Origin of the sequence: Leptobacterium flavescens, assembly GCF_010671605.1 — a bacterium.
GTDB classification, from domain to species: domain Bacteria; phylum Bacteroidota; class Bacteroidia; order Flavobacteriales; family Flavobacteriaceae; genus Leptobacterium; species Leptobacterium flavescens.
Genome location: NZ_JAABOO010000003.1, coordinates 420,575 through 446,005, shown reverse-complemented (window position 1 = coordinate 446,005; position 25,431 = coordinate 420,575). Strand labels below are relative to the sequence as shown.

27 protein-coding genes are annotated in these 25,431 nt (G+C 42.1%); 19 read left to right on the top strand and 8 right to left on the bottom strand.

All coding sequences use genetic code 11. The features are described 5' to 3' along the window. Positions 1–149 precede the first annotated feature (149 nt). The 11 genes from GWK08_RS14250 (at position 150) to GWK08_RS14200 (ending at position 10,087) form a co-directional block, all read left to right on the top strand. The gene (locus tag GWK08_RS14250; RefSeq protein WP_163607898.1) at positions 150–542 is read left to right on the top strand and encodes a T9SS type A sorting domain-containing protein; all 393 of its coding nucleotides are present in this window, start codon (positions 150–152) and stop codon (positions 540–542) included. 105 nt (positions 543–647) lie between these two features. Continuing rightward, complete coding sequence (locus GWK08_RS14245; RefSeq protein ID WP_163607897.1) at positions 648–1,625, top strand: LuxE/PaaK family acyltransferase; 978 nt, start codon at positions 648–650, stop codon at positions 1,623–1,625. Between the two features lie 242 nt (positions 1,626–1,867). Next, the gene (locus tag GWK08_RS14240; protein WP_163607896.1) at positions 1,868–3,481 is read left to right on the top strand and encodes a glutamate synthase-related protein; all 1,614 of its coding nucleotides are present in this window, start codon (positions 1,868–1,870) and stop codon (positions 3,479–3,481) included. Positions 3,482–3,494: 13 nt separating this feature from the next. Continuing rightward, positions 3,495–4,724, top strand: coding sequence for a cation:proton antiporter (locus tag GWK08_RS14235; protein WP_163607895.1), 1,230 nt, complete (start codon positions 3,495–3,497; stop codon positions 4,722–4,724). Between the two features lie 7 nt (positions 4,725–4,731). Then, on the top strand, positions 4,732–5,115 hold the full coding sequence (locus GWK08_RS14230) for a hypothetical protein (protein WP_163607894.1): 384 nt from the start codon (positions 4,732–4,734) through the stop codon (positions 5,113–5,115). Position 5,116: 1 nt separating this feature from the next. Further along, entirely contained in the window at positions 5,117–7,069 is a 1,953-nt protein-coding gene (locus tag GWK08_RS14225) for a thiamine pyrophosphate-dependent enzyme (protein WP_163607893.1), read from the top strand. 2 nt (positions 7,070–7,071) lie between these two features. Continuing rightward, a complete protein-coding gene (locus GWK08_RS14220; protein WP_163607892.1) occupies positions 7,072–7,284 on the top strand; it encodes a hypothetical protein in 213 nt (70 codons plus the stop codon). Then, complete coding sequence (locus tag GWK08_RS14215) at positions 7,281–7,694, top strand: hypothetical protein (protein WP_163607891.1); 414 nt, start codon at positions 7,281–7,283, stop codon at positions 7,692–7,694. Before GWK08_RS14220 ends, GWK08_RS14215 begins: the two co-directional genes overlap by 4 nt. Next, positions 7,694–8,725 (top strand): Rieske 2Fe-2S domain-containing protein, encoded by a 1,032-nt coding sequence (locus GWK08_RS14210; protein ID WP_163607890.1) that lies wholly within the window; start codon positions 7,694–7,696, stop codon positions 8,723–8,725. The genes GWK08_RS14215 and GWK08_RS14210 overlap by 1 nt, the downstream gene beginning before the upstream one ends. Positions 8,726–8,727: 2 nt before the next feature. Then, the gene (locus tag GWK08_RS14205) at positions 8,728–9,516 is read left to right on the top strand and encodes a hypothetical protein (RefSeq protein WP_163607889.1); all 789 of its coding nucleotides are present in this window, start codon (positions 8,728–8,730) and stop codon (positions 9,514–9,516) included. Positions 9,517–9,643: 127 nt separating this feature from the next. Next, positions 9,644–10,087 (top strand): YHS domain-containing (seleno)protein, encoded by a 444-nt coding sequence (locus GWK08_RS14200; protein WP_163607888.1) that lies wholly within the window; start codon positions 9,644–9,646, stop codon positions 10,085–10,087. A gap of 895 nt (positions 10,088–10,982) precedes the next feature. Here GWK08_RS14200 and tyrS read toward each other — a convergent pair. After that, a complete protein-coding gene (tyrS, locus tag GWK08_RS14195) occupies positions 10,983–12,278 on the bottom strand; it encodes a tyrosine--tRNA ligase (RefSeq protein WP_163607887.1) in 1,296 nt (431 codons plus the stop codon). A 137-nt stretch (positions 12,279–12,415) separates the two neighbouring features. Between tyrS and GWK08_RS14190 the strand changes: the two genes are divergently transcribed. After that, complete coding sequence (locus GWK08_RS14190; protein ID WP_163607886.1) at positions 12,416–13,420, top strand: NAD-dependent epimerase/dehydratase family protein; 1,005 nt, start codon at positions 12,416–12,418, stop codon at positions 13,418–13,420. On the opposite strand, the gene GWK08_RS14185 is transcribed toward GWK08_RS14190, so the two are convergent. From GWK08_RS14185 to GWK08_RS14175, 3 genes are read right to left on the bottom strand one after another with little or no spacing between them, the layout of a single operon-like run. Then, a complete protein-coding gene (locus tag GWK08_RS14185) occupies positions 13,392–13,838 on the bottom strand; it encodes a DUF4296 domain-containing protein (RefSeq protein ID WP_163607885.1) in 447 nt (148 codons plus the stop codon). The two genes, GWK08_RS14190 and GWK08_RS14185, sit on opposite strands and share 29 nt — an antisense overlap. After that, positions 13,835–15,169 (bottom strand): dihydroorotase, encoded by a 1,335-nt coding sequence (locus GWK08_RS14180; protein WP_163607884.1) that lies wholly within the window; start codon positions 15,167–15,169, stop codon positions 13,835–13,837. Before GWK08_RS14180 ends, GWK08_RS14185 begins: the two co-directional genes overlap by 4 nt. 3 nt (positions 15,170–15,172) lie before the next feature. Beyond that, positions 15,173–15,907 (bottom strand): polyprenol monophosphomannose synthase, encoded by a 735-nt coding sequence (locus GWK08_RS14175; RefSeq protein WP_163607883.1) that lies wholly within the window; start codon positions 15,905–15,907, stop codon positions 15,173–15,175. 134 nt (positions 15,908–16,041) lie between these two features. On the opposite strand from GWK08_RS14175, the gene GWK08_RS14170 reads away from it, so the two are divergent. Genes GWK08_RS14170 through GWK08_RS14160 form a run of 3 tightly spaced genes read left to right on the top strand, consistent with a single transcriptional unit; the run spans position 16,042 to position 19,138 of the window. Beyond that, positions 16,042–17,718, top strand: coding sequence for an ArnT family glycosyltransferase (locus GWK08_RS14170; RefSeq protein ID WP_163607882.1), 1,677 nt, complete (start codon positions 16,042–16,044; stop codon positions 17,716–17,718). Continuing rightward, positions 17,719–18,363, top strand: coding sequence for a DUF4271 domain-containing protein (locus GWK08_RS14165; protein ID WP_163607881.1), 645 nt, complete (start codon positions 17,719–17,721; stop codon positions 18,361–18,363). A 28-nt stretch (positions 18,364–18,391) separates the two neighbouring features. Beyond that, on the top strand, positions 18,392–19,138 hold the full coding sequence (locus GWK08_RS14160; RefSeq protein WP_163607880.1) for a uroporphyrinogen-III synthase: 747 nt from the start codon (positions 18,392–18,394) through the stop codon (positions 19,136–19,138). Between the two features lie 59 nt (positions 19,139–19,197). On the opposite strand, the gene pckA is transcribed toward GWK08_RS14160, so the two are convergent. Together pckA and GWK08_RS14150 are read right to left on the bottom strand one after the other, a co-directional pair. After that, positions 19,198–20,802: a phosphoenolpyruvate carboxykinase (ATP) gene (gene pckA / locus GWK08_RS14155; RefSeq protein ID WP_163607879.1), complete on the bottom strand. Its 1,605-nt coding sequence runs from the start codon at positions 20,800–20,802 to the stop codon at positions 19,198–19,200. Positions 20,803–20,878: 76 nt separating this feature from the next. After that, positions 20,879–21,268 carry a DUF423 domain-containing protein gene (locus GWK08_RS14150; protein WP_163607878.1) on the bottom strand — a complete coding sequence of 130 codons (390 nt, stop codon included), beginning with the start codon at positions 21,266–21,268 and terminating at the stop codon, positions 20,879–20,881. An 89-nt stretch (positions 21,269–21,357) separates the two neighbouring features. Between GWK08_RS14150 and GWK08_RS14145 the strand changes: the two genes are divergently transcribed. From GWK08_RS14145 to GWK08_RS19340, 4 genes are all read left to right on the top strand, one after another. Further along, positions 21,358–22,728: a saccharopine dehydrogenase family protein gene (locus tag GWK08_RS14145; RefSeq protein WP_163607877.1), complete on the top strand. Its 1,371-nt coding sequence runs from the start codon at positions 21,358–21,360 to the stop codon at positions 22,726–22,728. A gap of 54 nt (positions 22,729–22,782) precedes the next feature. Beyond that, entirely contained in the window at positions 22,783–23,253 is a 471-nt protein-coding gene (locus GWK08_RS14140; RefSeq protein WP_163607876.1) for an Lrp/AsnC ligand binding domain-containing protein, read from the top strand. Between the two features lie 107 nt (positions 23,254–23,360). Continuing rightward, positions 23,361–23,717: a hypothetical protein gene (locus tag GWK08_RS14135; RefSeq protein WP_163607875.1), complete on the top strand. Its 357-nt coding sequence runs from the start codon at positions 23,361–23,363 to the stop codon at positions 23,715–23,717. 162 nt (positions 23,718–23,879) lie between these two features. Then, the gene (locus tag GWK08_RS19340) at positions 23,880–24,008 is read left to right on the top strand and encodes a hypothetical protein (protein ID WP_262887812.1); all 129 of its coding nucleotides are present in this window, start codon (positions 23,880–23,882) and stop codon (positions 24,006–24,008) included. 128 nt (positions 24,009–24,136) lie between these two features. On the opposite strand, the gene GWK08_RS14130 is transcribed toward GWK08_RS19340, so the two are convergent. Both GWK08_RS14130 and GWK08_RS14125 read right to left on the bottom strand, forming a co-directional pair. Beyond that, positions 24,137–24,829, bottom strand: a complete 693-nt coding sequence (locus GWK08_RS14130) for a zinc metallopeptidase (protein WP_163607874.1) — start codon at positions 24,827–24,829, stop codon at positions 24,137–24,139. Between the two features lie 117 nt (positions 24,830–24,946). After that, positions 24,947–25,396, bottom strand: a complete 450-nt coding sequence (locus tag GWK08_RS14125) for a hypothetical protein (protein WP_163607873.1) — start codon at positions 25,394–25,396, stop codon at positions 24,947–24,949. Positions 25,397–25,431 lie beyond the last annotated feature (35 nt).

Sequence of the window (25,431 nt, the reverse complement as noted above, 5' to 3'; positions counted from 1 at the left end):
CCTACCGTTCACCTACGTTTTTGAGCAGTATATAGTTGTTTTTGAGTGTTTCACCACAAAAAACTGTAATTTCACAAAAAAATCAAACGCTGGAGAACGAAGCAAATCTAAAATTATTATATTTGTTCATAACTTAACTTAATTGTGCCATGAAAAAAAATTACTTGCTGACTTTTATCGCCCTACTAGTCATGCACCTGTCCATAGGACAGTCGGATCTTTATCAGGATTCCCCACCTGATTTTATAGATGCAGACCGCTTCAGCGTTGAAGCCGTTTCTGATTCGGACCCGGATCAGCAAAAAGAAATCGATGGTTTTAAGATGTATCCCAATCCCGTAACTAACGGGCTGTTGACTATTACATCTAACAGAAACCTCACAAAAAACATTAGAATTTACAATGTTTTAGGAAAAGAAGTAATGCGTACCACGCTTACTACCACCAATACGCTTAACGTATCTACCCTGGTTCCCGGAGTATACCTTCTAAAGGTTACCGAAGCAAATAGCCAGTCTATACGCAAGCTAGTGATCAAATAAGATTTTTATAATTCTATATAATAAAAAAGCTCCTTTAAAAGGGGCTTTTTTTGTATTTAAGCAAAAGCGCTTTATATACCCCGCATATTGTATATTTTTGCCTCAATGAACAGGGAAGCTATTTTTAATATTACCTCCGAAGAAGAATTTGAAGAAACCTCCATCGGGCTTTTCCGATATCAGTATGAGCACAACAATGTGTACAGGGAGTTTTGTGACTATCTGGGTACGGATCCTCTGCAGGTAACAAAGCATAGCGCCATCCCCTTTTTACCGATTCAGTTCTTTAAATCGCATAAGGTAGTTAGCGGGAACTCGAAACCCGACCGTATATTTACCAGTAGCGGGACCACGGGAAGCCAGACCAGTAAGCACTATGTAAGCGATATAAAACACTATGAAAAAAGTTATCTGAAGGCTTTCGGGCAGTTTTACGGCGCCATTGAAGAATATACCGTTCTGGCCCTTCTACCCTCCTATCTGGAAAGAGAAGGCTCTTCCCTTATCTATATGGTAAACGATCTGATAGAACGCTCTTCTCAACCGGACAGCGGCTTTTACCTCAACGATCTGGAAGCCCTGAAAAACACCCTGCTCCGATTGGAAAAGCAAGCAAAAAAAACACTGCTGATCGGAGTGTCCTTTGCCCTGCTCGATTTCGTAGAAAGCTTTAAGCTGAAGCTCCGGCATACCATTATTATGGAAACAGGTGGTATGAAAGGGAGAAGAAAAGAATTGATCCGCCAGGAACTGCATCAACAGCTATGCGAAGGTTTTGGAGTAAATGAGATCCACTCCGAATACGGAATGACCGAACTGCTTTCCCAGGCCTATTCCAAAGGCGACGGGATCTTTGATTGCCCTCCGTGGATGAGGATAAGCACCCGCGATACGGAAGATGCCCTTTCCCTGCAGCCCTATGGCAGGACCGGCGGGATAAATATTACCGATCTGGCAAATATTGATTCCTGTGCTTTTATTGCCACCCAGGACCTCGGGAAAGTATACGAGGACGGAAGTTTTGAGATCCTCGGGCGTTTTGACCATTCCGATATCAGAGGTTGTAACCTGATGCTCCTCTAAAGCTTTAACCATCTTTTAGCATAAGTATCCCCTGTTCAGGTAAAGCTGTTATACCTTAGGGAAATTTTGATACCCTCTTTCCCTCTCTGTTGAATTACCTTTATATCCTTATTTCCTCTCCGAAAGGAGAAGATGTATTATTTATATTGATTCGAAATATCCCGGCTCTGTAATAAGGTCTATGGATTTTCGACTTAAAATAAGTAACTTAACGATCACTAACTTTAACTCTTAGCAACCAAATGTCACAGCAACTTATAGAAATTGCAAAAGTCTCTTCACTTGAAGAGAAAAAACCAGCCTATGCCTTAGTAAGAAACACCGATTTAGTTATCATAAAACACGAAAAAGGGATCTCCGTGCTTTACGGAAGATGTCACCATCGCGGTGCACTGCTGGCAGACGGGCATATTGACGGACAGAACCTGATATGTGGGGTTCACGGCTGGGATTACAGATACGATACCGGTATCAGCGAATACAACAACGATGAACAACTACACAAATTCCAGGAATATATAGAGGGCGATTCCCTCCAGGTAGATGAGAATGAAGTAGCAGAATTTGAGCACCTGCATCCTCAGCCTTTTCAGAGAGATGAATATTTAGGCACCTATGCAGATACGCATCCGGAAGATACGGAGCCTTATACGGGCTACATCAAGGAATTGGCAAGAAACGGATTGAAGAATCTGGGGCACCACGGTTTTTCAGCATCTATGGGAGTAGACAGGAATACCCTTCCCAAATGGAATGATATTCAGTTCCTTCCTGCCCAGCTGGCTACAAGGCCATTGCTGGATGAAGATGAAGTTTCCACCAAGGTGGTTATCGGACCCAAAGCCAAAAAACCATTATCCCTGGATATTCCTCTATTCGTATCGGATATGAGTTTCGGGGCCCTCTCCAGGGAAGCCAAGATCTCCCTGTCTAAAGGAGCGGAAATGTCCGGTACCGGAATATGCTCCGGTGAAGGAGGTATGCTTCCGCAGGAACAGGAGAACAACTCAAGATACTTTTACGAACTCGCTTCGGCCAAATTCGGATTTTCATGGGATAAGCTCGATAATGTACAGGCCTTTCACTTTAAGGGAGGTCAGGGAGCCAAGACCGGTACGGGAGGACACCTTCCCGGAAGCAAGGTAAGTAAAGAAATTGCCGCGGTACGTGGATTAAAAGAAGGAGAGACAGCTATTTCTCCTGCTACCTTCCCTGATTTTCACGGAGTAGATGATTTTAAGGATTTTGCAGAGAAGGTAAGAGAGCGTACCGGAGGAATCCCTATTGGCTTTAAAATTGCAGCAAGTCATATTGAGCAGGATATAGAATTTGCACTCCAGGTGGGGGTAGATTATATTATTCTGGACGGACGCGGTGGAGGAACCGGTTCGGCGCCTACAGTTCTCAGAGACAATATTAATGTCCCTACCATTCCTGCCCTGGCCAGGGCGAGGAAATACCTGGACAAAAGAGGTGCTGAAGATGTCACTCTTATTATTACCGGAGGTTTGAGAATTGCAGAAGATTTTGCAAAAGCGATGATGCTGGGGGCAGATGCCATTGCGGTTTCCAATTCGGCTTTACAGGCCATAGGATGTCTGGGAATGCGTGCCTGCGGAACCAATAACTGTCCGGTAGGGATCGCTACTCAGAAAGATTCGCTGAGAAGCAGGCTGATCATTGAGTCTTCGGCCAGGCAATTACACAATTACTTTGATGCCACCAATAATCTTATCAAGGTAATCGCCAGGTCCTGTGGTTATGACGATATTTCAAAATTCAACCAGGACGACCTGTCCACATTTAATTTTGATATGCACCGTCTGACCGGGATCAATTATGCCGGTGTGATGTAAAAAACCATTAACTATGTTTCAAATATTTACAGGAATTGTGGCGCTCTCTTCTTTATTGAGCTTTCTCAATAAGAAGTTCCTAAAGCTACCCGACACCATTGGTGTAATGATTCTGGCCATTGTGGCCTCTCTGGGCATTGGCTCCTTGTACCTTATAGACAAGCAGAGTTTTTTGAATGTCTGTTCTATTGTACATGAGATCGATTTCAGGACCATCCTTTTCGATTTTCTACTGAGCTTTTTGCTTTTTGCAGGATCCATTCACGTAAACCTGCACAGTCTTATCAAAGAAAAAGTACCGGTAATCATCTTTGCCTCCTTCGGGGTATTGCTGTCTACCTTTATAATAGGTACTGCCTTTTATTATATCACCGGCCTGCTGGGAATGCAGGTAGGATATACCTATAGCCTGGTTTTCGGGGCACTTATTTCTCCTACGGACCCCATAGCGGTTCTGGCACTGCTGAAAAAAGCAGGAGCTCCCAAGGATATGGAGATCAAGATCGTGGGGGAATCTTTATTTAATGACGGGGTTGGGATAGTTGTATTTATCTCCCTGCTGTCTATTGCAACCATGGGTGGAGGATTTCATGCCGATCATATCCTGAAAGAATTCGGACAGGAAGCCTTCGGAGGTGTCCTGATGGGATTTGTTCTGGGCTATGTGGGCCGTATATTCCTCAAATATATTTACAATGCTCCCATCGTTGCTATCCATATCAGTATAGCCATTGTAATGGGCGGATATAGTTTATCTTCCATGCTTCATGTATCGGGAGCACTGGCAATGGTAGTAGCAGGTCTTATTATCGGGAATTACCTGAACTCTACCTGCAAAGATGAGGCTTTAAAGATCAATATGAACATTTTCTGGAAGGTACTGGATGAGATCCTTAATGCCGTACTCTTCGTACTTATAGGCCTGGAGATCCTGAGCCTTAATTTTAACCTGGACTATCTGATCATCGGAATTATTTCTATTGTTGTTGTACTTGCTTCGAGATACATCACTATATTTATATCGAATGTCTTTCTCAAAAAAGAACATCGAAATAACAGCAAACGGATAACGATATTAACCTGGGCAGGATTGAGAGGAGGTATTTCAATAGCTCTGGCCCTCACCCTCCCGGAAAGTGAATTCAGAGAACTTATTATTTTCGTCACCTACTGTATAGTTGTTTTTTCAATTATTGTACAAGGGTTGACCATAGAGAAACTGGTAACCAGATTACTCAAATAAAAATTATATGAATACCTGGTATATTCCCATAACCATATTACCCGGCATTGCGTTGCTTATTCTGTCGACCTCCAATATCCTTATTGCCCTGAGCAATGAGATAGCGGATCGGATCAAGCAGAATATAGATCCGTTAATGACCAAACGAAAACTAAGTCAGCTCAACCTTCTTACCAAAGGCCTGGTAGGTCTATATGTAGGAGCAGGGAGCATGGTAATAGCCGGAATACTGGCAGGGATCCAGAATTTTATCGCATTAACAAAAGATCTTGCAACCGTTTCCATGCTTATCGGTACCATAAGCCTTTTCATCTCGATCGGCTTTTTAATTACCTTCTCATTCAAAGCAGTAAGGATCAGACAGGATCAGTTTAACGAATCAATAAATTAAAATGGAAGACAAAAATATTGTTTGGCATCGTGTATTAGATAACAAAAAAGACCTGCCTGAAGGAAGGGTTAAAACCGTAACTGCAGAGCATCAGGGAATATGTTTAACGCATTTTGAGGGGAAATTCTCTGCTCTGGACAACCGGTGTCCGCATCAGGGCGGGCCTCTTGGAGAAGGTTCCATAGAGAACGGAATGCTCAGATGCCCATGGCACGGATGGGATTTCCATCCCTGTACCGGACTTCCTCCCGGAGGTTATGACGACGGGATCAAGACCTTCCCTGTAAAAGAAGAAGGCGATGCCGTTTATGTAGGGGTAGAGAAAGAAGCGGAGCACGAAACCACGATCTCCGATATTATGGCAGAGACCATGGTAAACTGGGGAGTGACCAAAGTATTCGGAATGGTAGGACATTCCAATCTCGGTTTTGCCGATGCCATGAAGCGCCAGGAACAAAAAGGAAAACTTAATTTTTACGGAATACGTCATGAAGGAGCAGCTGCTTTTGCTGCCTCCGCATACGGGAAACTAACCGGAAAACCGGCTGCATGTTTTACCATTGCAGGTCCCGGGGCCACCAATCTTTTTACAGGAATGTGGGATGCCAAAGTAGATAGGGCACCCTTCCTGGCACTTACCGGACAGGTGGCCACACAGGTTGTGGGAACAGGAAACTTTCAGGAAGTAGACCTGGTACAGGCATTTAATACGGTGGCCGAATTCAACCAAAGGGTTCAGTCAGACAGCAAACATGCCGATCTGATGTCGCTGGCGGTAAAACACGCTATATTGAAAAGAGATGTCTCTCACCTTACCTTTCCGGATGAAGTTCAGGAAACACCTGCAAAAGCCAATGCCAAAGCGCAAACTCCTGAAGGAAGAATAACTCCTATGGAGATCGCTCCTCCGAAGGAAATGGCCGATGCTGCTGTTGAGTTGATCAAAAAATCAAAACGCCCGGTAATCATTATGGGACACGGAGCCCGTTTTAATAAGAAAGAGGTGGTTGCTTTTGCAGAGAGCCTCAATGCTCCGGTTCTGACCACATTTAAAGGAAAAGGCCTTATTCCGGACAGTCACCCGCTGGGTTGTGGTGTTCTCGGACGAAGTGGTACTCCGATAGCATCCTGGTTTATGAACGAATCCGATCTGCTGATCGTTTTCGGAGCATCTTTCTCCAATCATACCGGGATCACTCCTAAAAAACCACTCATACAGGTAGATTTCGATCCGCTGGCACTGAGTAAGTTCCACAAGGTAGATGTTGCCGTATGGGGAGAGATCTCCAGAACCCTGGAGATATTCTCATCAGAATTAAAAGGAAAAACACAGACCGAAGACCAGCGTGGGGAAATAGCTGAAAGATGGGATATCTGGAAGGCTGAAAAAGCAAAGAGATTAACAGAGACTTCCGATAAGGGAGTGAGTTCTATAGCATTATTCGAAGCCATGAACAGGCTGGCACCCAAAAATGCAGTTATGTGTGTAGACGTGGGGAACAACGCTTATTCTTTTGGGCGTTATTTTGAGCCTGAAGAACACGATTTCCTGATGTCGGGTTATCTCGGATCTATAGGTTTTGCACTTCCTGCTTCTATAGGGGCTTATACCGCTGTAGGCGATTCAAGGCCCGTAGTTGCGGTTGCCGGAGACGGAGGTCTGTGCCAGTACCTGGCAGAGATCACTACCTTGGTCAAGTACAATATGCCGGTAAAACTCATTATCCTTAACAATCACGAATTAGGAAAAATATCTAAAGAACAGAGAGCTGCCCAGCTGGATGTCTGGAAAACCTCTCTTTCCAATCCTGATTTTGCAGAATTTGCACGTTCCTGCGGAGCCTGGGGAAAACAGGTTAGCAAAGCGGAAGATCTTGACGAGGCCATGAAAGCACTTTTCGAGCAAAAAGGCCCTGCCGTACTGGAAGTTGTAACCGATGTTAATCTGATTTAATTATGATTGCTGTAATTGATGTTTTTATCACTGTACTGGCAGCCTATTTCGGGATAGGAGTATTGTTTGGAATTTATTTCTTCCTGGCGGGAGCCAGGAGGATAGATCCGCTTATTGAAGACAGTAAATGGACCGTACGTTTATTGTTGCTTCCGGGAGCAATAGCAACCTGGATCTTCCTTCTTCCCAAACTATTTAAAAACAAAAAACAATGACATCAGATCTTCGAAAAAGACATTTGATCATGTGGATAGGCATTATTGCCATTATTCCTGCATTAATGGTCATTGCGGTTATAAATATTCCCAACTACCCCAAAGACAATCAGCTTAGTAAGGGGCTAACAGTTAACGGGGAAACGGTATTAAAAACAGTAGAGGCGGAAAGCCTGCGATTAAGGCTGCTCGAATTGAGATCGGGAACCTTCCTGGAAGTACAGGTACTACAGCCTCTGAAATCGTCTTCAACTGCCGTTTATGCTTTAAATAATGACCTCTCTCAGGGCGTTTTTATCGGACAGATAGGATCTAAAGGACCGTATCGCTTTCCCGCAGCCGGGAACCTGAGCGGGATATCTGTTTTCGACACTATTAAGGAGGAGGAGATCACTAAAATTCAATTCTAATGGGATTAAATTATCAAACCGTACTCTGGAACAAACACAAAAAGGTTTACGACAAGCTTATTGTGGCCTTTATGCTTATCTATATCATCCTCTTTGCAGGACTGACTTTTGCATTTAACGGAGAAACCACTATCGAGACTCTTATCATAAGAGCCTTCGGGACCCTGGCAGTAATTATGCTTCATATTATACTGGCCATCGGGCCGCTTTCCAGGTTAAATACCCGCTTTCTGCCCTTGCTGTATAACAGGAGGCACCTGGGAGTAAGTATGTTTCTGGCAGCAGCGGTACACGGAGTATTTTCTATCATACAGTTTCATACATTGGGAAATGTGAATCCCATTTATTCGGTGTTCACCTCCAATCTCGATTATAATTCACTGGCGAATTTCCCCTTTCAGGTATTGGGTTTTCTGGCGTTGATCATTTTATTCTTTATGGCAGCGACCAGTCATGATTTCTGGCTGAAAAACCTATCACCTAAAACATGGAAACGACTGCATATGATGGTATATCTGGCCTATGCGCTCATCATCCTGCATGTATTTCTGGGAGCATTTCAGCAGGAAACCTCTCCTTTTACCATTGGTTTTCTGAGCATTGGTTTTGTGGTCATTGCCGTGCTGCATCTTGCTGCAGGCTTTAAAGAACGAAGAACAGATATCGCAAAAGCCGAAAAAGACGAAGTAAACTGGCTGTATGTGTGTACGGTGGATGAAATTGAGGAAAACAGAGCCAAAATATTTACTGTAGGCAAAGAACGTGTTGCAGTTTTTAAATACGAAGGGAAACTCTCGGCCATACACAATGTATGTAAACACCAGGGTGGGCCGCTGGGAGAAGGAAAGATCGTAGACGGATGCATTACATGTCCATGGCACGGATACCAGTATTTACCCGGTAACGGGCAGTCGCCGCCTCCTTTCACGGAAAAAGTAGCTACCTACGAATTGAAACTGGCTGCAGACAAAATTTATCTAAATCCGGAAGCCTTTCCCGAAGGCACGGAAGTTCAACCCGTAAATTGTTAATGATGAGTAAAAAAGATGATTTTTACATTGGCTATATAGATGCGGTTTCCCCCGCTACCAAAAAATTCTTAAAGCGGACCGTATTCATTCTCGCTTTGGTCATTATTGCCACGGCAGCTATTTTCAGTTTGTCTCAGAAGCCTTTTGTCAACAGTACGTTTGAGCTTGGCAGCGACACTAAAATAAGCGGGATATACCACGAAAACCCCTATCCGATGCTGAGGGTTCAGATCGGGGAAGACGCCTATAAGAATGTTGTTTTACTGGGCTTCGGGAAATTCGGAGCCAATAAATACCTGGATGCTTTACGCGAAAAGGAAGGCAGTCTGGAAAACAAGGAACTCGTTATAGAAGGAAACCTCATCTATTTTAACGGGAAGACCCTCCTGCAGATCACGGACGATCAGAAGATCTCGCTCAGATCGTCTGAAACAAGGGTTTTCAATGCGCTGTCCTCTGTGGGTGAATACAGTCTGGAAGGAGAGATCGTAGATCCCAAATGCTATTTCGGGGTTATGAAGCCCGGAAAAGGGAAGATACACAGGAGTTGTGCCGTAAGATGTATTTCGGGAGGGATCCCACCTGTATTGGTTACTACAGACGACAATAATATTTCTGAGTATTTCCTGCTTACAGATACTGATGGAAACCCGATTAATCAGGCCGTTCTACCTCATATAGGGAAACCTTCCAAAGTAAAAGGTACCGTAGAGAAAATGGAGGACTGGTATGTAATGAGAATAGATATTTCGGATATAGAAACCCTCGGGAAAGACTCCGCTATCTACTAGACACTCTTTGTTATCCCACTAAATAAAAAAGTGCTTTTTTGTTTTATTTATGAAAATAAAAAGTAAGTATGATCTTTTGCGGTCGACTATGTAATCAGAAAAAACATCTTACTTAAATTTTGATACAATGAAAAAGTTATTATTGATATTATTCCTGGGAGTAGCAACAACGGCCTTTGCACAGAAGAGCCATTACAATACAAAAAAAGGACTGGCAGTTAACGGTTATGATGTAGTAGCATATTTTGACGGAACACCGGCAAAAGGAGACAAAAAGATCGTTAGCGAATACGACGGTGTAAAATTCAGCTTCTCTTCTCAGGAAAACCTCGAGAAATTTAAGGCAAACCCAAAGAAATACGTGCCTCAATACGGAGGATACTGTGCATATGCAGTTGCAAAAACAGGAAAAAAAGTATCCATTAATCCGGAGACTTACGAAATACGTGACGGTAAATTATTCCTTTTCTATAATTCCTGGGGAAACAATACCCTTGAATCCTGGAAGGAAGAAGGACCGGACAAGCTGAAGCCACAGGCAGACAGCAACTGGAAAAAGATTAAAAACTAAAGTTTTTTTCATAGATTAGGTTAAGTTGATTATAATAAAGAACCCCTGGCAACATTGTCAGGGGCTTTTTTTATTACCCCTCCTGTCACCCTGAGCGCAGTCGAAGGGAAAGGAGGGGTGTGCCTGGGGGTAGTTCTTTACACCCCTCTTGTTTTCTCCCCTCCAGGGGAGAACAAAATCCTTGAGGGGACTTTAGGGGTGTGATAAAAAGGTTCTGTTCATTTTTGGCTTGACCCAAAAACGAACCAAAAAAGTCAAGGCTGATTTTAAATTCCTTGAAATCCTACAAAGTTTTTACAGCCGCACAGTCCAGGTCGTTTTTGCTCTGCAAAATACTTTTTGGACAGCTTCCGTCTCCCATCGTAAAATCTTTTTGATTTCTTACGGAATTAAAAATAGGCCGGGTTTTCTGATTAAACCATCAATTTTAAAAGGCTATATTGGGCTGTGGCAGGCCCCATATTCAGGGCATTTTTTAGACTTGCCTGCTAAGTCAAAAAAAGTTACCTGCAAAGTCTTGAAGAGTTAGCTGCATACTTTTTTTAAGTTACCTGCAAAGTTTTCGTGACTTACCAGCTAAGTCTTCCTGAGTTACTTGCTAAGTCTCCTTGAGAAAGCAGCTAAGTTTGAAATCAACCCTTCCGTCTTTAACTTCGTTAAAGCCACCTTCCCTTGTTTAAGGGAAGGAATTTTTAAGTGCGGTAATATTAAATTCCCCTCTTGTCACCCTGAGCGCCCCCGTGCTGCTGAAGCTAGTGTCTCCACTAAAATTTCGACGACATGTGGATAGCGGAGGCGCAAGTCGAAGGGAAAGAACATCAACAAAAAAATCCCGGTAATAAATACCGGGATCTGTTTTATATCCATTCCGTTAAACTCCGGAATCTATCTCTATTTAAACTGCCTTAAGAACGAAATAATTCTTCTTCCCTCTCTGAAGCAGTACAAACTTATTGTTGATCAGGTCTGAAGCCGTGATCTGGTAATCTTCCTTTACCTTTTCCTTGTTTACGGAAATAGAGTTCTCCTTCAGGGCACGTCTGGCTTCTCCGTTCGATTTCAGGAAACCGCTTTTATCTGCCAGGGCACCTATCATATCCAATCCACCTTCAATATCACCCAGGGCAACTTCTGCCTGAGGAACTCCTTCAAACACATCGAGGAAGGTTTCCTCATTCAATCCTTTCAGATCTTCTGATGTGGACTTTCCGAAAAGGATATTGGACGCTTTTATCGCATTTTCCAGCTCTTCTTCCGAATGGACCATCACCGTGATCTCTTCTGCCAGTTTTTTCTGCAGTGCTCTCATATGAGGTGCTTCTTTATGCTCTGCTACCAGCTTTTCTACCGTTTCCTTGTCCAGGAAAGTAAAGATCTTGATATACTTTTCCGCATCCTCATCGGATGTATTTAACCAGTACTGGTAAAACTTATAAGGAGAGGTCCTTTTCGGGTCGAGCCATACATTTCCGCCTTCGGTCTTTCCGAACTTGGTTCCGTCTGCCTTGGTAATAAGCGGACAGGTAAGTGCATATGCTTTACCCCCTCCAATACGCCTGATGAGCTCCGTACCTGTAGTGATATTTCCCCACTGGTCACTTCCTCCCATCTGAAGGGTACAATCAGACTCGCGATACAACTGTAAAAAGTCGTATCCCTGAACCAGCTGATAGGTAAACTCGGTAAAAGACATTCCTTCGGAAGAATCTGAAGACAATCTTTTCTTTACCGAATCCTTAGCCATCATATAATTAACGGTAATATGCTTCCCAACATCCCTGATAAAGGAAAGAAAACTGAATTCCTTCATCCAGTCGTAGTTATTTACCAGTTGTGCCGCATTGGCCGCATTTGAATCGAAATCGAGAAATTTGGACAATTGGTTCTTAAGAGCTTCTTCATTGCTGCGAAGCGTGGCTTCATCCAGCAAATTACGTTCATTGGATTTCCCGGAAGGATCTCCGATCATTCCTGTTGCTCCTCCAACCAAAGCAAAGGGTTTGTGTCCGCATAACTGAAAATGCCTCAGCATCATCACCCCTACCAAATGTCCTATATGTAATGAATCTGCAGTAGGATCTATCCCGACATAAGCCGTCCTCATCTCTTCCATCAGGTGTTCTTCGGTTCCCGGCATCACATCGTGGATCATTCCCCTCCACTGTAATTCTTCTACAAAATTCTTAAGCATAATATCCTGCTTTAATTTAAATAAGCGCAAAGATAGCTTTAATCGCCTAAAACATAAAAGCAAATAGGAAAAAGCTGATGGAAAAGTTTTAATTCAAATTCCTTTATCTCCCGCCCATTATATCTTAACTTCGCACTATGATTTTAGTTACCGGAGGAACAGGCCTGGTAGGTTCTCACCTACTGTATCAATTGGTTCGGAAAAAAGAGCCTGTCCGGGCTATTTACAGAAATAACAGCAATCTCAATGCTGTAAAAAAGGTCTTTTCATTCTATACGGACGATGTAGAAACGCTCTTTTCCAAAATAGAATGGATGGAAGCAGACCTGAACGATATTCCAAGCCTGAGCCTGGCTTTTAAAGGGGTTAGCCATGTATATCACGCAGCGGCTTTTATAAGTTTCGACAGCAGGTATTACTTCGAGTTGAGAAAAACCAATATCGAAGGGACCGCCAATGTAGTTAACCTTTGCATAGAGAACAATGTGGAAAAGCTTTGTTATGTCAGCTCTATTGCAACCCTGGGGGAAACGCTGAACGGCGATATCATTAGTGAGGAGACTCACTGGAATCCTGAAGCGAAAAATAATTGTTACGCCATTTCCAAATACGGGGCCGAGATGGAAGTATGGAGAGGTACCCAGGAAGGGATAAAAGCAATTATCGTATGCCCCGGAGTTATTCTGGGAGCAGGTTTTCCCGATACCGGGAGCGGACAGCTATTCAGCAGGGTTCAAAAGGGAATGAATTATTATACCGAAGGTGAATGTGGTTTTGTGGATGTGGAGGACGTGGCAGAATGTATGATAAAGCTGATGGAAAGCGAACACAGTAATCAAAAGTATATCCTGATAGGAGAGAACAGAAGTTTCAGAAAGCTCTTTAGCTCTATTGCAAAATACCTTAACAAGCCGGCGCCTCAAAAAAAGTTATCTGCTTTTACACTTAATCTGTTAAGGAGAATGGATGCGATACGGAGCTTTTTTAACGGAAAAGAGCAGGTATTTACCAAAGCTACGATAGATGCTGCTCTGAACAGGAATTATTACAGCAATGAAAAGATAAAAAAAGACCTGAATATTTCCTTTCAGCCCCTGGAGAAAAGTATAGAAACTATTTGTTCCCGGGTTTCTGCTCCTTAACCACTCCTTTCTTTAGCCTTGTAGTATCTGTGACCCTGGATTTACGAACGGAATCCAGCTCTGCCTTTTTCTTCTCACTCAACTCTATCAGTTGCTCTCTTCTCGCTTTAAGGCGTTCTTCAACTCTTTCGTAGATCTTGATATAAATATCCGGTTTTGAAGCGTAATACACGCTGCTGGCAGCAAACTGGGTGCTGTCTATTTTAAATTTGCTGTATACAAAAGATTCGGGATCCAGCTCTTCTGCCTGAAACCTCTGAACGTTTATTCCCTTGGCTGCATAGAAGATAGAAAGCTCATAGAGGATATCGCTCATCGTATTTTCATCGATAAGGTTATCGGGTTTTTCATAACGATCCACCTCGCACGACATCAGCATCAACAGAACCCCTATAAACAATACTACACTTTTTCTCATCGGTTAAATTCTAATCGTTTTGCATTCCTAATCCCGGAAAGTTTTCCGTTCTCATACACCAGCTCTCCATTTACAAAGGTATGGCTTATTCCCGATCTAAAAGAAGTACCCTCAAAAGGAGACCATCCGCATTTATACAAAATATTCTCTTTGGTAACGGTCCACGGCGAATTCAGGTCGGCAAGTATCAGATCTGCATAATAACCTTCTCTGATAAATCCTCTTTTTTTCACCTGGAACAGAATAGCCGGATTATGGCTCATTTTCTGTACAATTCTCTCCAGGCTGATTCGCCCGTTCTGGTAAGCCTCCAGCAAGGCTGTTACCGCATGCTGTACCAAAGGACCTCCCGAAGGCGCCTTGGTATAAACAGACTGCTTTTCTTCCAGCGTATGCGGAGCGTGATCTGTTGCTATAATATCTATCCTGTCGTCCAAAAGGGCTTTCCACAGACCTTCTCTGTCTGATGCCTTTTTTACTGCAGGATTCCATTTTATAAACGTCTTTTTAGTATCGTAATCCTCATCGGAGAACCACAGGTGATGCACACATACTTCTGCGGTTATTTTTTTCTCTTCAAGCGGGATATCATTTCTGAAAAGCCCGGTCTCCTTTTCGGTAGACACGTGAAAAATATGAAGCCTCGCCCCTGTTTTTTCTGCCAGCGCAATGGCTCGGGAAGAAGACAGATAACACGCTTCCTCACTTCTGATGACCGGATGGTATTTTATCGGGATATCATCTCCGTATTGCTCTTTATATTTTTCCAGGTTTTCCCTGATGGTCTTTTCATCTTCGCAGTGGGTGGAGATCACCATTTCGGTATTGGAAAATATCTTTTCCAGGACCACCTCGTTATCTACCAGCATGTTCCCCGTAGAAGATCCCAGGAACAGCTTTACTCCGGCGCATGCCTTCGGATCCAGCCTTTTAAGTTCTTCAAGGTTATCGTTGGTCCCGCCAAACATAAACGAATAATTAGCATGGGAAGTCTCCGCTGCTATGGAAAACTTCTCTTCTAGTTTCTCTATGGTTGTGGTCTGCGGATTTGTATTGGGTTGTTCAACAAAAGTAGTGATCCCTCCGGCAACAGCTGCACGGCTTTCGGTGGCTATATTACCTTTATGCGTAAGTCCGGGCTCTCTGAAATGCACCTGATCGTCAATCATTCCGGGCATAAGATACTTTCCTTCCGCATCGATGACCGTCATATGCTCTTCGGCAGTGATCGAACTCGCTATTTTACTGATAAACTCCCCCTCAAGAAGCACATCTCCTTCTGTGATGCTGTTCTCGTTTACGATACGGGCATTTTTGATTAGTGTTGCCATCCGCTAAAAATCCTTTTTATTAAAAATACTTCTGAATTTCATACTCAAGACCCCAAAAACTGCTTCGCTGATGATCTTGCTGTTCATTTTTGAAGTTCCTCTTATCCGGTCTGTAAATACGATAGGTACTTCCTTAATATTAAACTTTTTAAGGTGTGCTTTGTATTTCATTTCTATCTGAAAAGCATAGCCCACAAACTGTATCTTATCGAGTTTGATATTTTCGATAACGATCCTTCTGTAGCAGATAAAACCTGCCGTAGGATCGTGTACCCGCATGCCGGTGATCAGCTTAACATAAAAGGAGGCTCCATAGGATAAAAGTACCCTGTCTAACGACCAGTTTACCACATTCACTCCCTTTACATATCTCGATCCGACAGCTACATCTGCTCCCTGTTCTGCACATGCTTCATACAGGCGTACCAGGTCCTTCGGGTTATGGGAAAAATCGGCATCCATCTCAAAAATATATTCGTAATGGCGTTCCAGCGCCCATTTAAAACCGTGAATATAAGCCGTACCCAAGCCTGCCTTTTCTTCCCTCTCTGCTAAAAAGAGGCGGCCCTCATTCTGCTTCTGGAGTTCTTTGACCCTCTGAGCGGTTCCGTCCGGAGAATTATCATCTACAATTAAGATATGAAACGCTTTATCCAATTGAAAAACAGCATCGATGATCAAGTCTATATTTTCAATCTCGTTATACGTTGGGATGATTACCAAACTGTCTGAATGCATGAGCCTTTTTTAAAAGTAAGAGCAAAAATAAAACATTCAAACACTTTTAATACTATAATAAGTGGATTATGATGAATTTAACTCCGAAAGCTTGAATTTAAATGAGTATTTTTGCCCAAACTTACTAAGGAAATATGTCTCAAAAACGGAAATCTGTAAACTTATTTTATGGTTTTTTAATACTTCTTACCCTTGTCAACTTAATTCAGAGTTTTGCTACCGAACTTATCCTTGACGAGGCTTATTACTGGTACTTTTCTAAAAACCTGGACTGGGGGTATTTTGACCACCCGCCGATGGTTGCTTTTTTTGTTAAGGCAGGTACACTCCTGTTTGGCGGAGAGCTGGGAGTACGCTTCTTTGCCAGTTTTTTATTTACCGGAACCGTTTATTTTTTATGGCGTACCATTGATGATGATCTCAAATACAAAAATACAGCCTTATTCTGTGTACTGATGGCATCTGTTGCCCTCTTTAACGTATACGGCTTTTTTATGCTTCCCGATACACCCCTCCTGTTCTTTGCGGCCCTTTTCCTGTGGTCCTACAAGCAATTCCTGGAGAAAGAAAATATAATCAGCATCCTGATACTGGCCGTTAGTATGGCGGGAATGATGTACAGCAAATACCACGCTGTCCTGCTTATTGGTTTTATCATTCTCTCTAACCTGAAGATCCTGGGCAAAAAGAATTTCTGGCTTGCCGGTATCCTTGCCCTGTTGCTGTACAGTCCGCATTTGTACTGGCTGTATGAAAACGATTTTAATTCGCTCAGATATCACCTGGTAGAGCGAGCCAACAGTAAATACAAGATCAACTATACTCTCGACTATGTTGCAGGCTTTTTCGGGGTTATGGGACTGGCCTTCCCCCTTATATTCAAGGCCTTTTTTAAATACGAGAAAAAGACCGCTTTTGACAGAGGACTTTCGGTTGTGGTTTATGGTATTTTTGTTTTCTTCCTGATCTCTTCCTTTAACAGGAGGACTCAGGCACAATGGCCGCTTCTGGTTAGTTTACCCTTAATAATCATTGCTTTTAATTATGCTCTGAAGCATGAGAAGTTTAAAAAATGGCTGTTCCGGTTCAGCCTCGCAACCCTGGTACTGCTCTCCTTTCTGAGAATTGCTCTTGTTGAAGAGCGGATCTCGCCTATTGTGTACGAATCGCACGGAAATAAGGAATGGGTAGCCGAATTGCACCAAAAATCGGAAGGAAGACCTGTGGTATTCAGGAATTCCTATAGCGAAGCTTCCATGTACAGTTTTTATTCGGGAGTGGAAGCTATGTCGGCCAACGGGTATCCTTTCAGGAAGAACCAATACGACCTGGACAGCTCGGAAAGTAATTTCAGGCATAAAAAAGTAGTGTACCTCTCTTCTCAAAAAGGAGCGGATTCTTCTTTCGGATATACCAGAAAATTCAGAAATTTGAAATGGAAGGGGATTTTTGTCGATGATTTCCGGCCATGGAGGAAATTAAAGGTTACATTGCAGGAGGAGGAAATAGATCCGGGCAGTAATTCGGTAAGCTTCAAACTGGACAATCCGTATAATGAGGAGGTAGCATTTGGAGAACTGAAGTTTTACGGCCTGACATTAAACCGAAAAAAAGCAGTTCTGGACACACTTAAGGTGGAATTGGAAAACCGCTTCCTCAACGGCAGGATCCCGGCTAAAAGCAGCCTGGAGATCAGGGTCGATTTAAAGGATACGGAAAAATTACAACAGGCGGAATTTTTCAGGATCACCATAGCCGAAAATATATTATCTATGGGCTTTCAGGGGAATATTGTTCCCGTAAAAGAGTAAATGGAGGTTATAAGCAGACATATCGAATCCAATACGGTTGAAACGCTCTTACTGTTGAGTTGTTTTGCGCTGATCACCATTGTAAAAGTGCGTAACGAGCTCAGGTTTCAAACCTTTCTGGAGCTGTTCTTTTCCAATAAATACCTGAAGATCTACGGGAAGGAGCACAATCTTAATTTCAGCTCGTTCAATATCCTTTTATTCCTGGTTCAGATTATCGTATTCGGTTTTTTTCTGCATTATGTAAATATTTATTTTGAAGGGACCACTTCTTTTCATATTGGCATCATTATTTCTGCCATTGCATTGCTGGTCCTTTTTAAGTATTATTTTGAAAAATTGATCGCAAATATTTTCAATATAGAATTCTTCTCTGAGAGATACAATTTTCACAAGCTTAGCTATCGAAGCCTGATTTCCATTGTTTTACTTCCTTTTATCACATTGCTGATTTATAGCCCTTTACCTCAAAAAACTATCATTGTAATAACGATAGGGCTTTTTCTCTTGCTAAATACAACAGCTTTTATTCTGACACTGAAAAATCATCAAAAATTAATCCTTAACAGATTGTTTTATTTTATTTTGTATCTTTGCGCTCTTGAAATAGCACCTTATTTAATAGCGTTTAAGCTGGTGTTTTAATAACTAAGAATTAAAACTATTTGGTTATATGAAAGTGAAGACAATTTTGGTTTCTCAGCCCGAACCTAAAGTAGAAAATTCGCCTTACTTGCAGCTTATAGAAAAGCAAAAAGTTAAAATCGATTTTAGACCTTTCATCCACGTAGAAGGTGTTAACGCAAAAGATGTAAGACAGCAGAAGATAGATCTCTCTAATTTCACTGCTATTGTCCTTACCAGCAGAAATTCTGTAGACCACTTTTTCAGGATTGCCGAAGAAATGCGCTTCAAAGTGCCGGACACGATGAAGTATTTCTGTCAGTCTGAAGCTGTGGCTTACTATCTTCAGAAATACGTTGTTTACAGAAAGCGTAAGATCTACGTAGGCAAGAGAACCTTTAACGATCTTTCTCCCCTTATCAAAAAGTATAAGGATGAGAAATTCCTTCTTCCGTCATCGGATGTTCTAAAACCTATCGTTCCTCAGACGCTTGACGATCTGAAAGTAGACTGGAAAAGAGCTATCCTTTACAAGACGGTGATCAGTGACCTATCTGACTTAAGAAATGTATATTACGATATCCTCGTTTTCTTCAGTCCGTCGGGAATAGAATCCTTATTTAAGAATTTCCCCGATTTCGAGCAGAACAATACCCGTATTGCTGTTTTTGGAAATACAACAGTTAAAGCTGCGAATGATTCAGGCCTCAGAATAGATATTCAGGCTCCGACCCCGGAGACCCCATCTATGACCATGGCTCTAGAAAAATATATAAGTTCGGTCAATAAAAAATAAGCCGAATAAAAAAAACCTCCGGATCCGGAGGTTTTTTTATATCATTATTCTTCTCTTTCCTATTTAGGTCCCCCTTCTAAGGTTTCCTTATTTGCAAAGGATTCGAATTTCTTGAAGTTCTCTTTAAACGCATTTGCCAGCTGGTGTGCTTTTTCATAATAACCTTCGTCATTATTCCAGGTCCTTCTCGGACTCAACACCTCTGTCGGAACACCAGGACATGTTCTGGGCTGTGCAACACCGAAAACAGAATGGATATGGTAATTCTCATAATTAACCTCTCCAAGCTCTCCGTTCATAGCTGCAGCGATCATAGCTCTGGTGTACTTAAGTTTCATCCTATGACCAACACCGTAAGGACCTCCGGTCCATCCAGTGTTTACCAGCCATACATTTACTCCGGCCTCCTGCATCTTCTTACTTAGCATCTCTGCATATTTGGTAGGATGCAAAGGCATAAACGGCGCTCCGAAGCAAGCTGAGAAGGAAGGTACAGGTTCATTGATCCCTGCTTCCGTTCCAGCCACTTTGGCCGTATATCCCGAGATAAAGTGATATGCCGCCTGTCCCGGAGTTAACTTGGAGATCGGAGGCAGAACACCAAAAGCATCTGCTGTTAAGAAGAAAATATTCTTAGGTTTATAACCTATAGAAGGTACCTGAATATTATTAATATGATCTATCGGGTAACTTACCCTTGTATTCTGTGTGATAGAAGTATTCTCGAAATCTACATTGCCATTCTCATCCATGATGATATTCTCCAGGATAGCTCCTTTTTTAATGGCATTGTAAATATCCGGTTCATTTTCCTGAGAAAGGTTGATCACTTTAGCGTAACATCCGCCTTCAAAGTTAAAAACGGTATTCTCATTGGTCCATCCGTGCTCATCATCTCCGATAAGTTTGCGATCAGGATCAGCAGAAAGCGTTGTTTTTCCCGTACCTGAAAGTCCGAAGAAAATAGCCGTTTCACCATCCTCACCTACATTGGCACTACAGTGCATCGGAAGGGTGTTGTGAAATACAGGAAGTTCGAAGTTCAATGCAGAGAAGATCCCTTTCTTGATCTCTCCCGTATAACCTGTTCCTCCTATAAGCGCGATCTTTTTACCAAAGTTCAGGATAGCAAAGTTGTGCTGACGCGTTTCGTCTATCTCTGCATCGGCCATAAAGCCGGGAGCATTGATCACGGTCCATGTAGGATCGAAATCCTTAAGTTGCTCTTCCGTTGGTCTGATAAACATATTGTTTGCAAACATATTAGACCACGGGTATTCGTTAATTACACGGATACTCAACTTGTAATTAGGATCTGCACATGCGAAGCAATCTCTTACGAATACTTCTTTTTCAGACAAATAAGCAGTTACTTTATCGTAAAGCTTATCAAACTTATCTGCATCAAAAGGGATATTGATATTTCCCCACCAAACTTTATCGGCTGTAATATCGTCCTTAACAATAAAACGATCCTGAGGGGATCGTCCTGTAAACTCTCCTGTGTTTACCGCCAGGGCTCCTGAGGAAGCTTCCTTCCCTTGTTCCTTTTCAATAGTTATCTGATGTAATTGATCTGGCGTTAGCTGATAAAAGATCTTAGAATTTTTGATTCCGTACTCTTCAAGCGAAATCGATTTCGAAAAAAGTGTATTCGTTGCCATAGATATAGCTGATTGTGTTGTGATTTACTCTGCAAAAGTAAGAATTAATTATATTTCAAACGTTTGAGGAAGAATTTTATTTGGTCTTGAGTTTTATAAATTTATAGAACATTATCCCCCAACCGATTAGGAGCAATGTTCCACCGATCGGAGTTACAAAACCAATGCTTTTAAAGTTAAAGGAACTGAGCTCATTTGTAGCCAATCCGTAGATGGATCCGGAGAACAAAATTATTCCCGAAAGGAAGAGATAGAAAAGTGTTTTTTTTGTTTTTTCGGTCAGAACAGGAACAATTCCCAAAAACAATAAGACCAAAGTGTGATACATCTGATATTTTACGCCTGTCTCAAAAGTGGCCAGATCGTCTGCCGCTACTAATTTTTCCAGGCCGTGAGCTCCGAAAGCTCCTATCGCTACAGTTAAAAAACCCAATAAAGCAGCAACACTCAAAATTGTTTTGTTCATAACTTCAACTCATCTTTTCATTATAAATGTAACATTTTGCTACATTCGTGTTATTATTTTCGACACAAAATTACTGAACAAAAATCGTTATGAGAAATATTTTGATCATAGGAGCAGGAAAATCTACTTCCTACCTCATTCAATATTTTTTAGATAAATCCGAAAAGGAGAATTTACACCTTATTGTGGGCGATCTGGAGCTGGGAAATGCTCAGGCCATCCTTAATAACCATCCCAATTCTACAGCGCTTAAACTGGACATCTTTAAAAAGGAAGAGCGTCAAAAAGCTATTCAGAATGCAGATATCGTGGTATCTATGCTTCCGGCCAGGCTGCATATAGAAGTGGCCAAGGATTGTGTTGCCCATAATAAGAATATGGTAACCGCATCTTATGTGAGTAAGGAAATGGAAGCCTTAAACGAAGAAGTAAAAGCCAAAGGACTGGTTTTTATGAATGAAATAGGAGTAGATCCTGGAATCGATCATATGAGTGCCATGCAGGTGATAGATGATATCAGGGCCAAAGGCGGGAAGATGATCCTGTTCGAATCCTTTACAGGGGGACTGGTAGCTCCGGAAAGCGATACCAACTTGTGGAACTATAAATTTACCTGGAATCCGAGGAATGTAGTTCTTGCCGGTCAGGGAGGTGCCGCCAAATTCATTCAGGAAGGAGCCTATAAATATATTCCGTATCATAAATTATTCAGGCGTACGGAATTCCTAGATATTAACGGATATGGCATTTTTGAAGCTTATGCCAACAGGGATTCGCTTAAATACAGATCTGTATACGGTTTAAACGATATCCTGACCCTCTACCGGGGAACCATCCGAAGGGTAGGTTTTTCCAAAGCCTGGAATATGTTCGTGCAACTGGGAATGACCGACGACAGTTATATCCTGGAAGGCAGTGAAAACATGAGCTATCGCGATTTTACCAATTCCTTCCTTCCGTATTCACCCACCGACTCCGTAGAACTCAAATTGAGGCATTACCTCAAAATAGATCAGGACGATATTATGTGGGGGAAATTACTGGAGCTTAATCTTTTTGACAAAAACAAAAAAGTAGGACTCAAAGATGCCACACCGGCCCAAATGCTTCAGAAGATACTCGAGGACAGCTGGATGCTGGAACCGGAAGATAAAGATATGATCATGATGTATCACAAGTTCGGTTACGAACTGGATGGTAAAAAATATCAGGTCGATTCGCATATGGTAGCCCTGGGAGAAGACAGGACCTATACAGCCATGGCAAAAACTGTGGGCCTTCCGGTAGCGATCGCTACTTTACAGATCCTTAACGGCATTATAAAGAGCCCCGGAGTGCAGATCCCCATAAACAAGGAGGTTTACGAGCCCATCCTTGAAGAATTACAGGAGTACGGTATAATTTTTAAGGAACGTGAAGTTCCCTATCTGGGTTATAATCCGGACAATGTAGCGGGCTGACCTTCCTGTTTGATATTATTTTTCTATATTTCGTTAATATTCGAAACATAAACTATGAAAATAACTAACGAAACTGTAGAAATCGATGGGATCGACAAAGAGATCCTTCGTTATCTTATGAAGGATGCGAGAAAACCCATCCTTGAAATTGCCCGTAAAATAGGAATATCCGGAGCCGCCATCCATCAGCGATTAAGAAAACTGGAAGCCTCCAGGCTCATTTCGGGCTCCAAGTTTATCATTAACCCCAAAGTCCTGGGTTATTCTACCATGGCCTTTATCGGGATCTACCTGGACAAGGCCATCCGGAATCCGGAAGCGGTAAGACAGCTCAAAGATATTCCCGAGGTACTGGAGTGCCATTATACAACCGGAAACTGGAGTATCCTTATCAAGATCCTCTGCCGCGATAACGAACACCTGATGAGCCTGCTCAATCACAAAATACAGGTTATAGAAGGGGTTTCCCGCACAGAAACCTTTATCTCCCTTAACCAACAGATAGACAGGCAGATAAAAATATAAACCTCTGTTTTCTCAACCCATCAGAACAGCCGTTTTGTAAGGATGGTTTTTTCCTGCGACTAAATTTTCGAGTTAAAATCAAAGTAAAAAATCAAAATACAAAACAAATGAGTAAAACAATAAAAGAGTCTTTAGACCACGTTCATCAACTATTAGGAGAAGGGAAATTCATTGAAGCTATGGAAACATATCTGCACGACGATGTAGAGTTAAGAGAAGCTAATGATGCTCCTAAAGCAGGGAAACAATTCAACCTTGATTTCGAGCAGAAATTTATTGATGAGCAACTTGCAGAATTCGTAAGATACGATGTATATGATGTAGCTGTTGACGGAGATAAATCGTTCTATACTGCAGAGATGGAATTAAAACTTAAAAACGGAGAAACCATGCTTTCACAACAGGCAGTTGCAACTACCTGGAGAGATGGTAAGATCTACAGAGAGCGTTATTACCACGCATAAAGAACCGGAATACCCGCAGAGGTATCCGCAAAAACAAGGAGTCCTGAGTTCACTTTACATTCTAAAGTCTCAGGACTCTTTTTTTATTCAAACAATACTTATAATTAATTTACCCACAGCCTGTTAGGTTTTTATTTTTTGCCCGACCAAAAGAAAAAAACAATGAATTTCGAAAGAGAAGCTTTAGATAATGTATACCGCCTTCTGGAAGAAGAAAGGTTTATGGAAGCAATAGAAATTTATCTTCACAACGACCTGGGAATTAAAAGCAGCAGTGAAGAGTTAGTATAATGAAAAAGAAGATTTGATAGCTACGTATAATCCACTAGTAATTTGAGAATAATTTAATTAATTTGTTTGGTACTAAAAAGCCCTGACGGTCATGTCAGGGCTTTTTAATTATAATATCTTCTTTCTGTTTAATCTCTGCTCCCCATTACCCTTAAGGCAAAATAAAGTAAGGTAGCCAGAGATCCGATTGCAGCAACCACATAGGTCCTTGCCGCCCATTTCAGGGAATCCTCGGCTCCTTTATATTCTTCCTGGCTTACCATATGCTTATTTTTCAGCCATGCTAACGCCCTGTTACTCGCATCGTATTCTACCGGCAGGGTAACAAAACTGAAAAGAGTTCCGAAGGCAAACATCACAAGACCTGCAATGGCCACCCAATATCCGAGTGCCGTTGAAGCTCCCAGTACAATACCTCCGAAAATAACCCATACAGACATTCCCGAAGCCACGCTTACCACAGGTACCAGCCTGGACCGCATTTGCAGCCATTCATAGGCCTGGGCATGTTGTACCGCGTGCCCGCATTCGTGTGCAGCAACTGCAGCTGCCGCCGCATTTCGCTGATGATATACCCCTTCACTGAGGTTAACTGTTTTATTTTTCGGATTATAATGATCTGTCAGCATCCCCGGGGTAGAAATGACCTTTACATCATTGATCCCGTGATCCTGTAGCATTTTCTCTGCAATCTCCGCACCACTCATTCCATTTCTCAATTGTACTTTAGAGTAATGCCTGAATTTACTTTTCAGCTTCTGGCTTACAAGCATACTTACCAAACCAATAGCTCCTATCAATATATAATACCCTATCCACATAATTTAAAATTTACAATTAAAGATACGATATAAAAAGCAAAAACCCCGCCAATCTTGGCGAGGTTTTAACAAACTGATATTTTGTCAGGAAAATCCCGAAAACAGCTCTTCAGCTTATCAGGATGTACATAAACTTATCGTAAATGAGCCTTCAACCCTGTTGTCGTCGGTTGAAGAAATACTTTTGATCTTTCCGGTCAACTCGGTTGCAGTGATCTCGGTGATCTCTACAATAGAGTTAAGCACATTTAAAGGTGCTTCGTTCTCCTTTCCGAAGATGACGATCACATTCCTGTGAAAGCCGATCCTGTTGGGAACGTCGGCAGATACGTAATAAACAAAATCCAGAATATCGGTACTGCAGTCCGCCACCGTATTGGTAACAGATAACGAAATAGATCCGTTCGGGTTTACAAAGGCCTTGCCTCCGGTAGCCAGAAAAGGATCGCCCATTACGGTGCCCATTAATGTTTGTTCTGCAATTGTGTCTGGAGATTCGCTGTCGTCTGAACAGGACAGCATAAAAAAGCTAATGGCAATAATTGCCAGGGGGTAAAACTTTTTCATTAAGTATGGGTTTTTAGATTTGGTTTCCCAAACAT

Bases quoted from the DNA above. Each gene is read 5' to 3' on its own strand.
- GWK08_RS14250 (WP_163607898.1), top strand. From the start codon at position 150: ATGAAAAAAAATTACTTGCTGACTTTTATCGCCCTACTAGTCATGCAC.
- GWK08_RS14245 (WP_163607897.1), top strand. From the start codon at position 648: ATGAACAGGGAAGCTATTTTTAATATTACCTCCGAAGAAGAATTTGAA.
- GWK08_RS14240 (WP_163607896.1), top strand. From the start codon at position 1,868: ATGTCACAGCAACTTATAGAAATTGCAAAAGTCTCTTCACTTGAAGAG.
- GWK08_RS14235 (WP_163607895.1), top strand. From the start codon at position 3,495: ATGTTTCAAATATTTACAGGAATTGTGGCGCTCTCTTCTTTATTGAGC.
- GWK08_RS14230 (WP_163607894.1), top strand. From the start codon at position 4,732: ATGAATACCTGGTATATTCCCATAACCATATTACCCGGCATTGCGTTG.
- GWK08_RS14225 (WP_163607893.1), top strand. From the start codon at position 5,117: ATGGAAGACAAAAATATTGTTTGGCATCGTGTATTAGATAACAAAAAA.
- GWK08_RS14220 (WP_163607892.1), top strand. From the start codon at position 7,072: ATGATTGCTGTAATTGATGTTTTTATCACTGTACTGGCAGCCTATTTC.
- GWK08_RS14215 (WP_163607891.1), top strand. From the start codon at position 7,281: ATGACATCAGATCTTCGAAAAAGACATTTGATCATGTGGATAGGCATT.
- GWK08_RS14210 (WP_163607890.1), top strand. From the start codon at position 7,694: ATGGGATTAAATTATCAAACCGTACTCTGGAACAAACACAAAAAGGTT.
- GWK08_RS14205 (WP_163607889.1), top strand. From the start codon at position 8,728: ATGAGTAAAAAAGATGATTTTTACATTGGCTATATAGATGCGGTTTCC.
- GWK08_RS14200 (WP_163607888.1), top strand. From the start codon at position 9,644: ATGAAAAAGTTATTATTGATATTATTCCTGGGAGTAGCAACAACGGCC.
- tyrS (WP_163607887.1), bottom strand. From the start codon at position 12,278: ATGCTTAAGAATTTTGTAGAAGAATTACAGTGGAGGGGAATGATCCAC.
- GWK08_RS14190 (WP_163607886.1), top strand. From the start codon at position 12,416: ATGATTTTAGTTACCGGAGGAACAGGCCTGGTAGGTTCTCACCTACTG.
- GWK08_RS14185 (WP_163607885.1), bottom strand. From the start codon at position 13,838: ATGAGAAAAAGTGTAGTATTGTTTATAGGGGTTCTGTTGATGCTGATG.
- GWK08_RS14180 (WP_163607884.1), bottom strand. From the start codon at position 15,169: ATGGCAACACTAATCAAAAATGCCCGTATCGTAAACGAGAACAGCATC.
- GWK08_RS14175 (WP_163607883.1), bottom strand. From the start codon at position 15,907: ATGCATTCAGACAGTTTGGTAATCATCCCAACGTATAACGAGATTGAA.
- GWK08_RS14170 (WP_163607882.1), top strand. From the start codon at position 16,042: ATGTCTCAAAAACGGAAATCTGTAAACTTATTTTATGGTTTTTTAATA.
- GWK08_RS14165 (WP_163607881.1), top strand. From the start codon at position 17,719: ATGGAGGTTATAAGCAGACATATCGAATCCAATACGGTTGAAACGCTC.
- GWK08_RS14160 (WP_163607880.1), top strand. From the start codon at position 18,392: ATGAAAGTGAAGACAATTTTGGTTTCTCAGCCCGAACCTAAAGTAGAA.
- pckA (WP_163607879.1), bottom strand. From the start codon at position 20,802: ATGGCAACGAATACACTTTTTTCGAAATCGATTTCGCTTGAAGAGTAC.
- GWK08_RS14150 (WP_163607878.1), bottom strand. From the start codon at position 21,268: ATGAACAAAACAATTTTGAGTGTTGCTGCTTTATTGGGTTTTTTAACT.
- GWK08_RS14145 (WP_163607877.1), top strand. From the start codon at position 21,358: ATGAGAAATATTTTGATCATAGGAGCAGGAAAATCTACTTCCTACCTC.
- GWK08_RS14140 (WP_163607876.1), top strand. From the start codon at position 22,783: ATGAAAATAACTAACGAAACTGTAGAAATCGATGGGATCGACAAAGAG.
- GWK08_RS14135 (WP_163607875.1), top strand. From the start codon at position 23,361: ATGAGTAAAACAATAAAAGAGTCTTTAGACCACGTTCATCAACTATTA.
- GWK08_RS19340 (WP_262887812.1), top strand. From the start codon at position 23,880: ATGAATTTCGAAAGAGAAGCTTTAGATAATGTATACCGCCTTCTGGAA.
- GWK08_RS14130 (WP_163607874.1), bottom strand. From the start codon at position 24,829: ATGTGGATAGGGTATTATATATTGATAGGAGCTATTGGTTTGGTAAGT.
- GWK08_RS14125 (WP_163607873.1), bottom strand. From the start codon at position 25,396: ATGAAAAAGTTTTACCCCCTGGCAATTATTGCCATTAGCTTTTTTATG.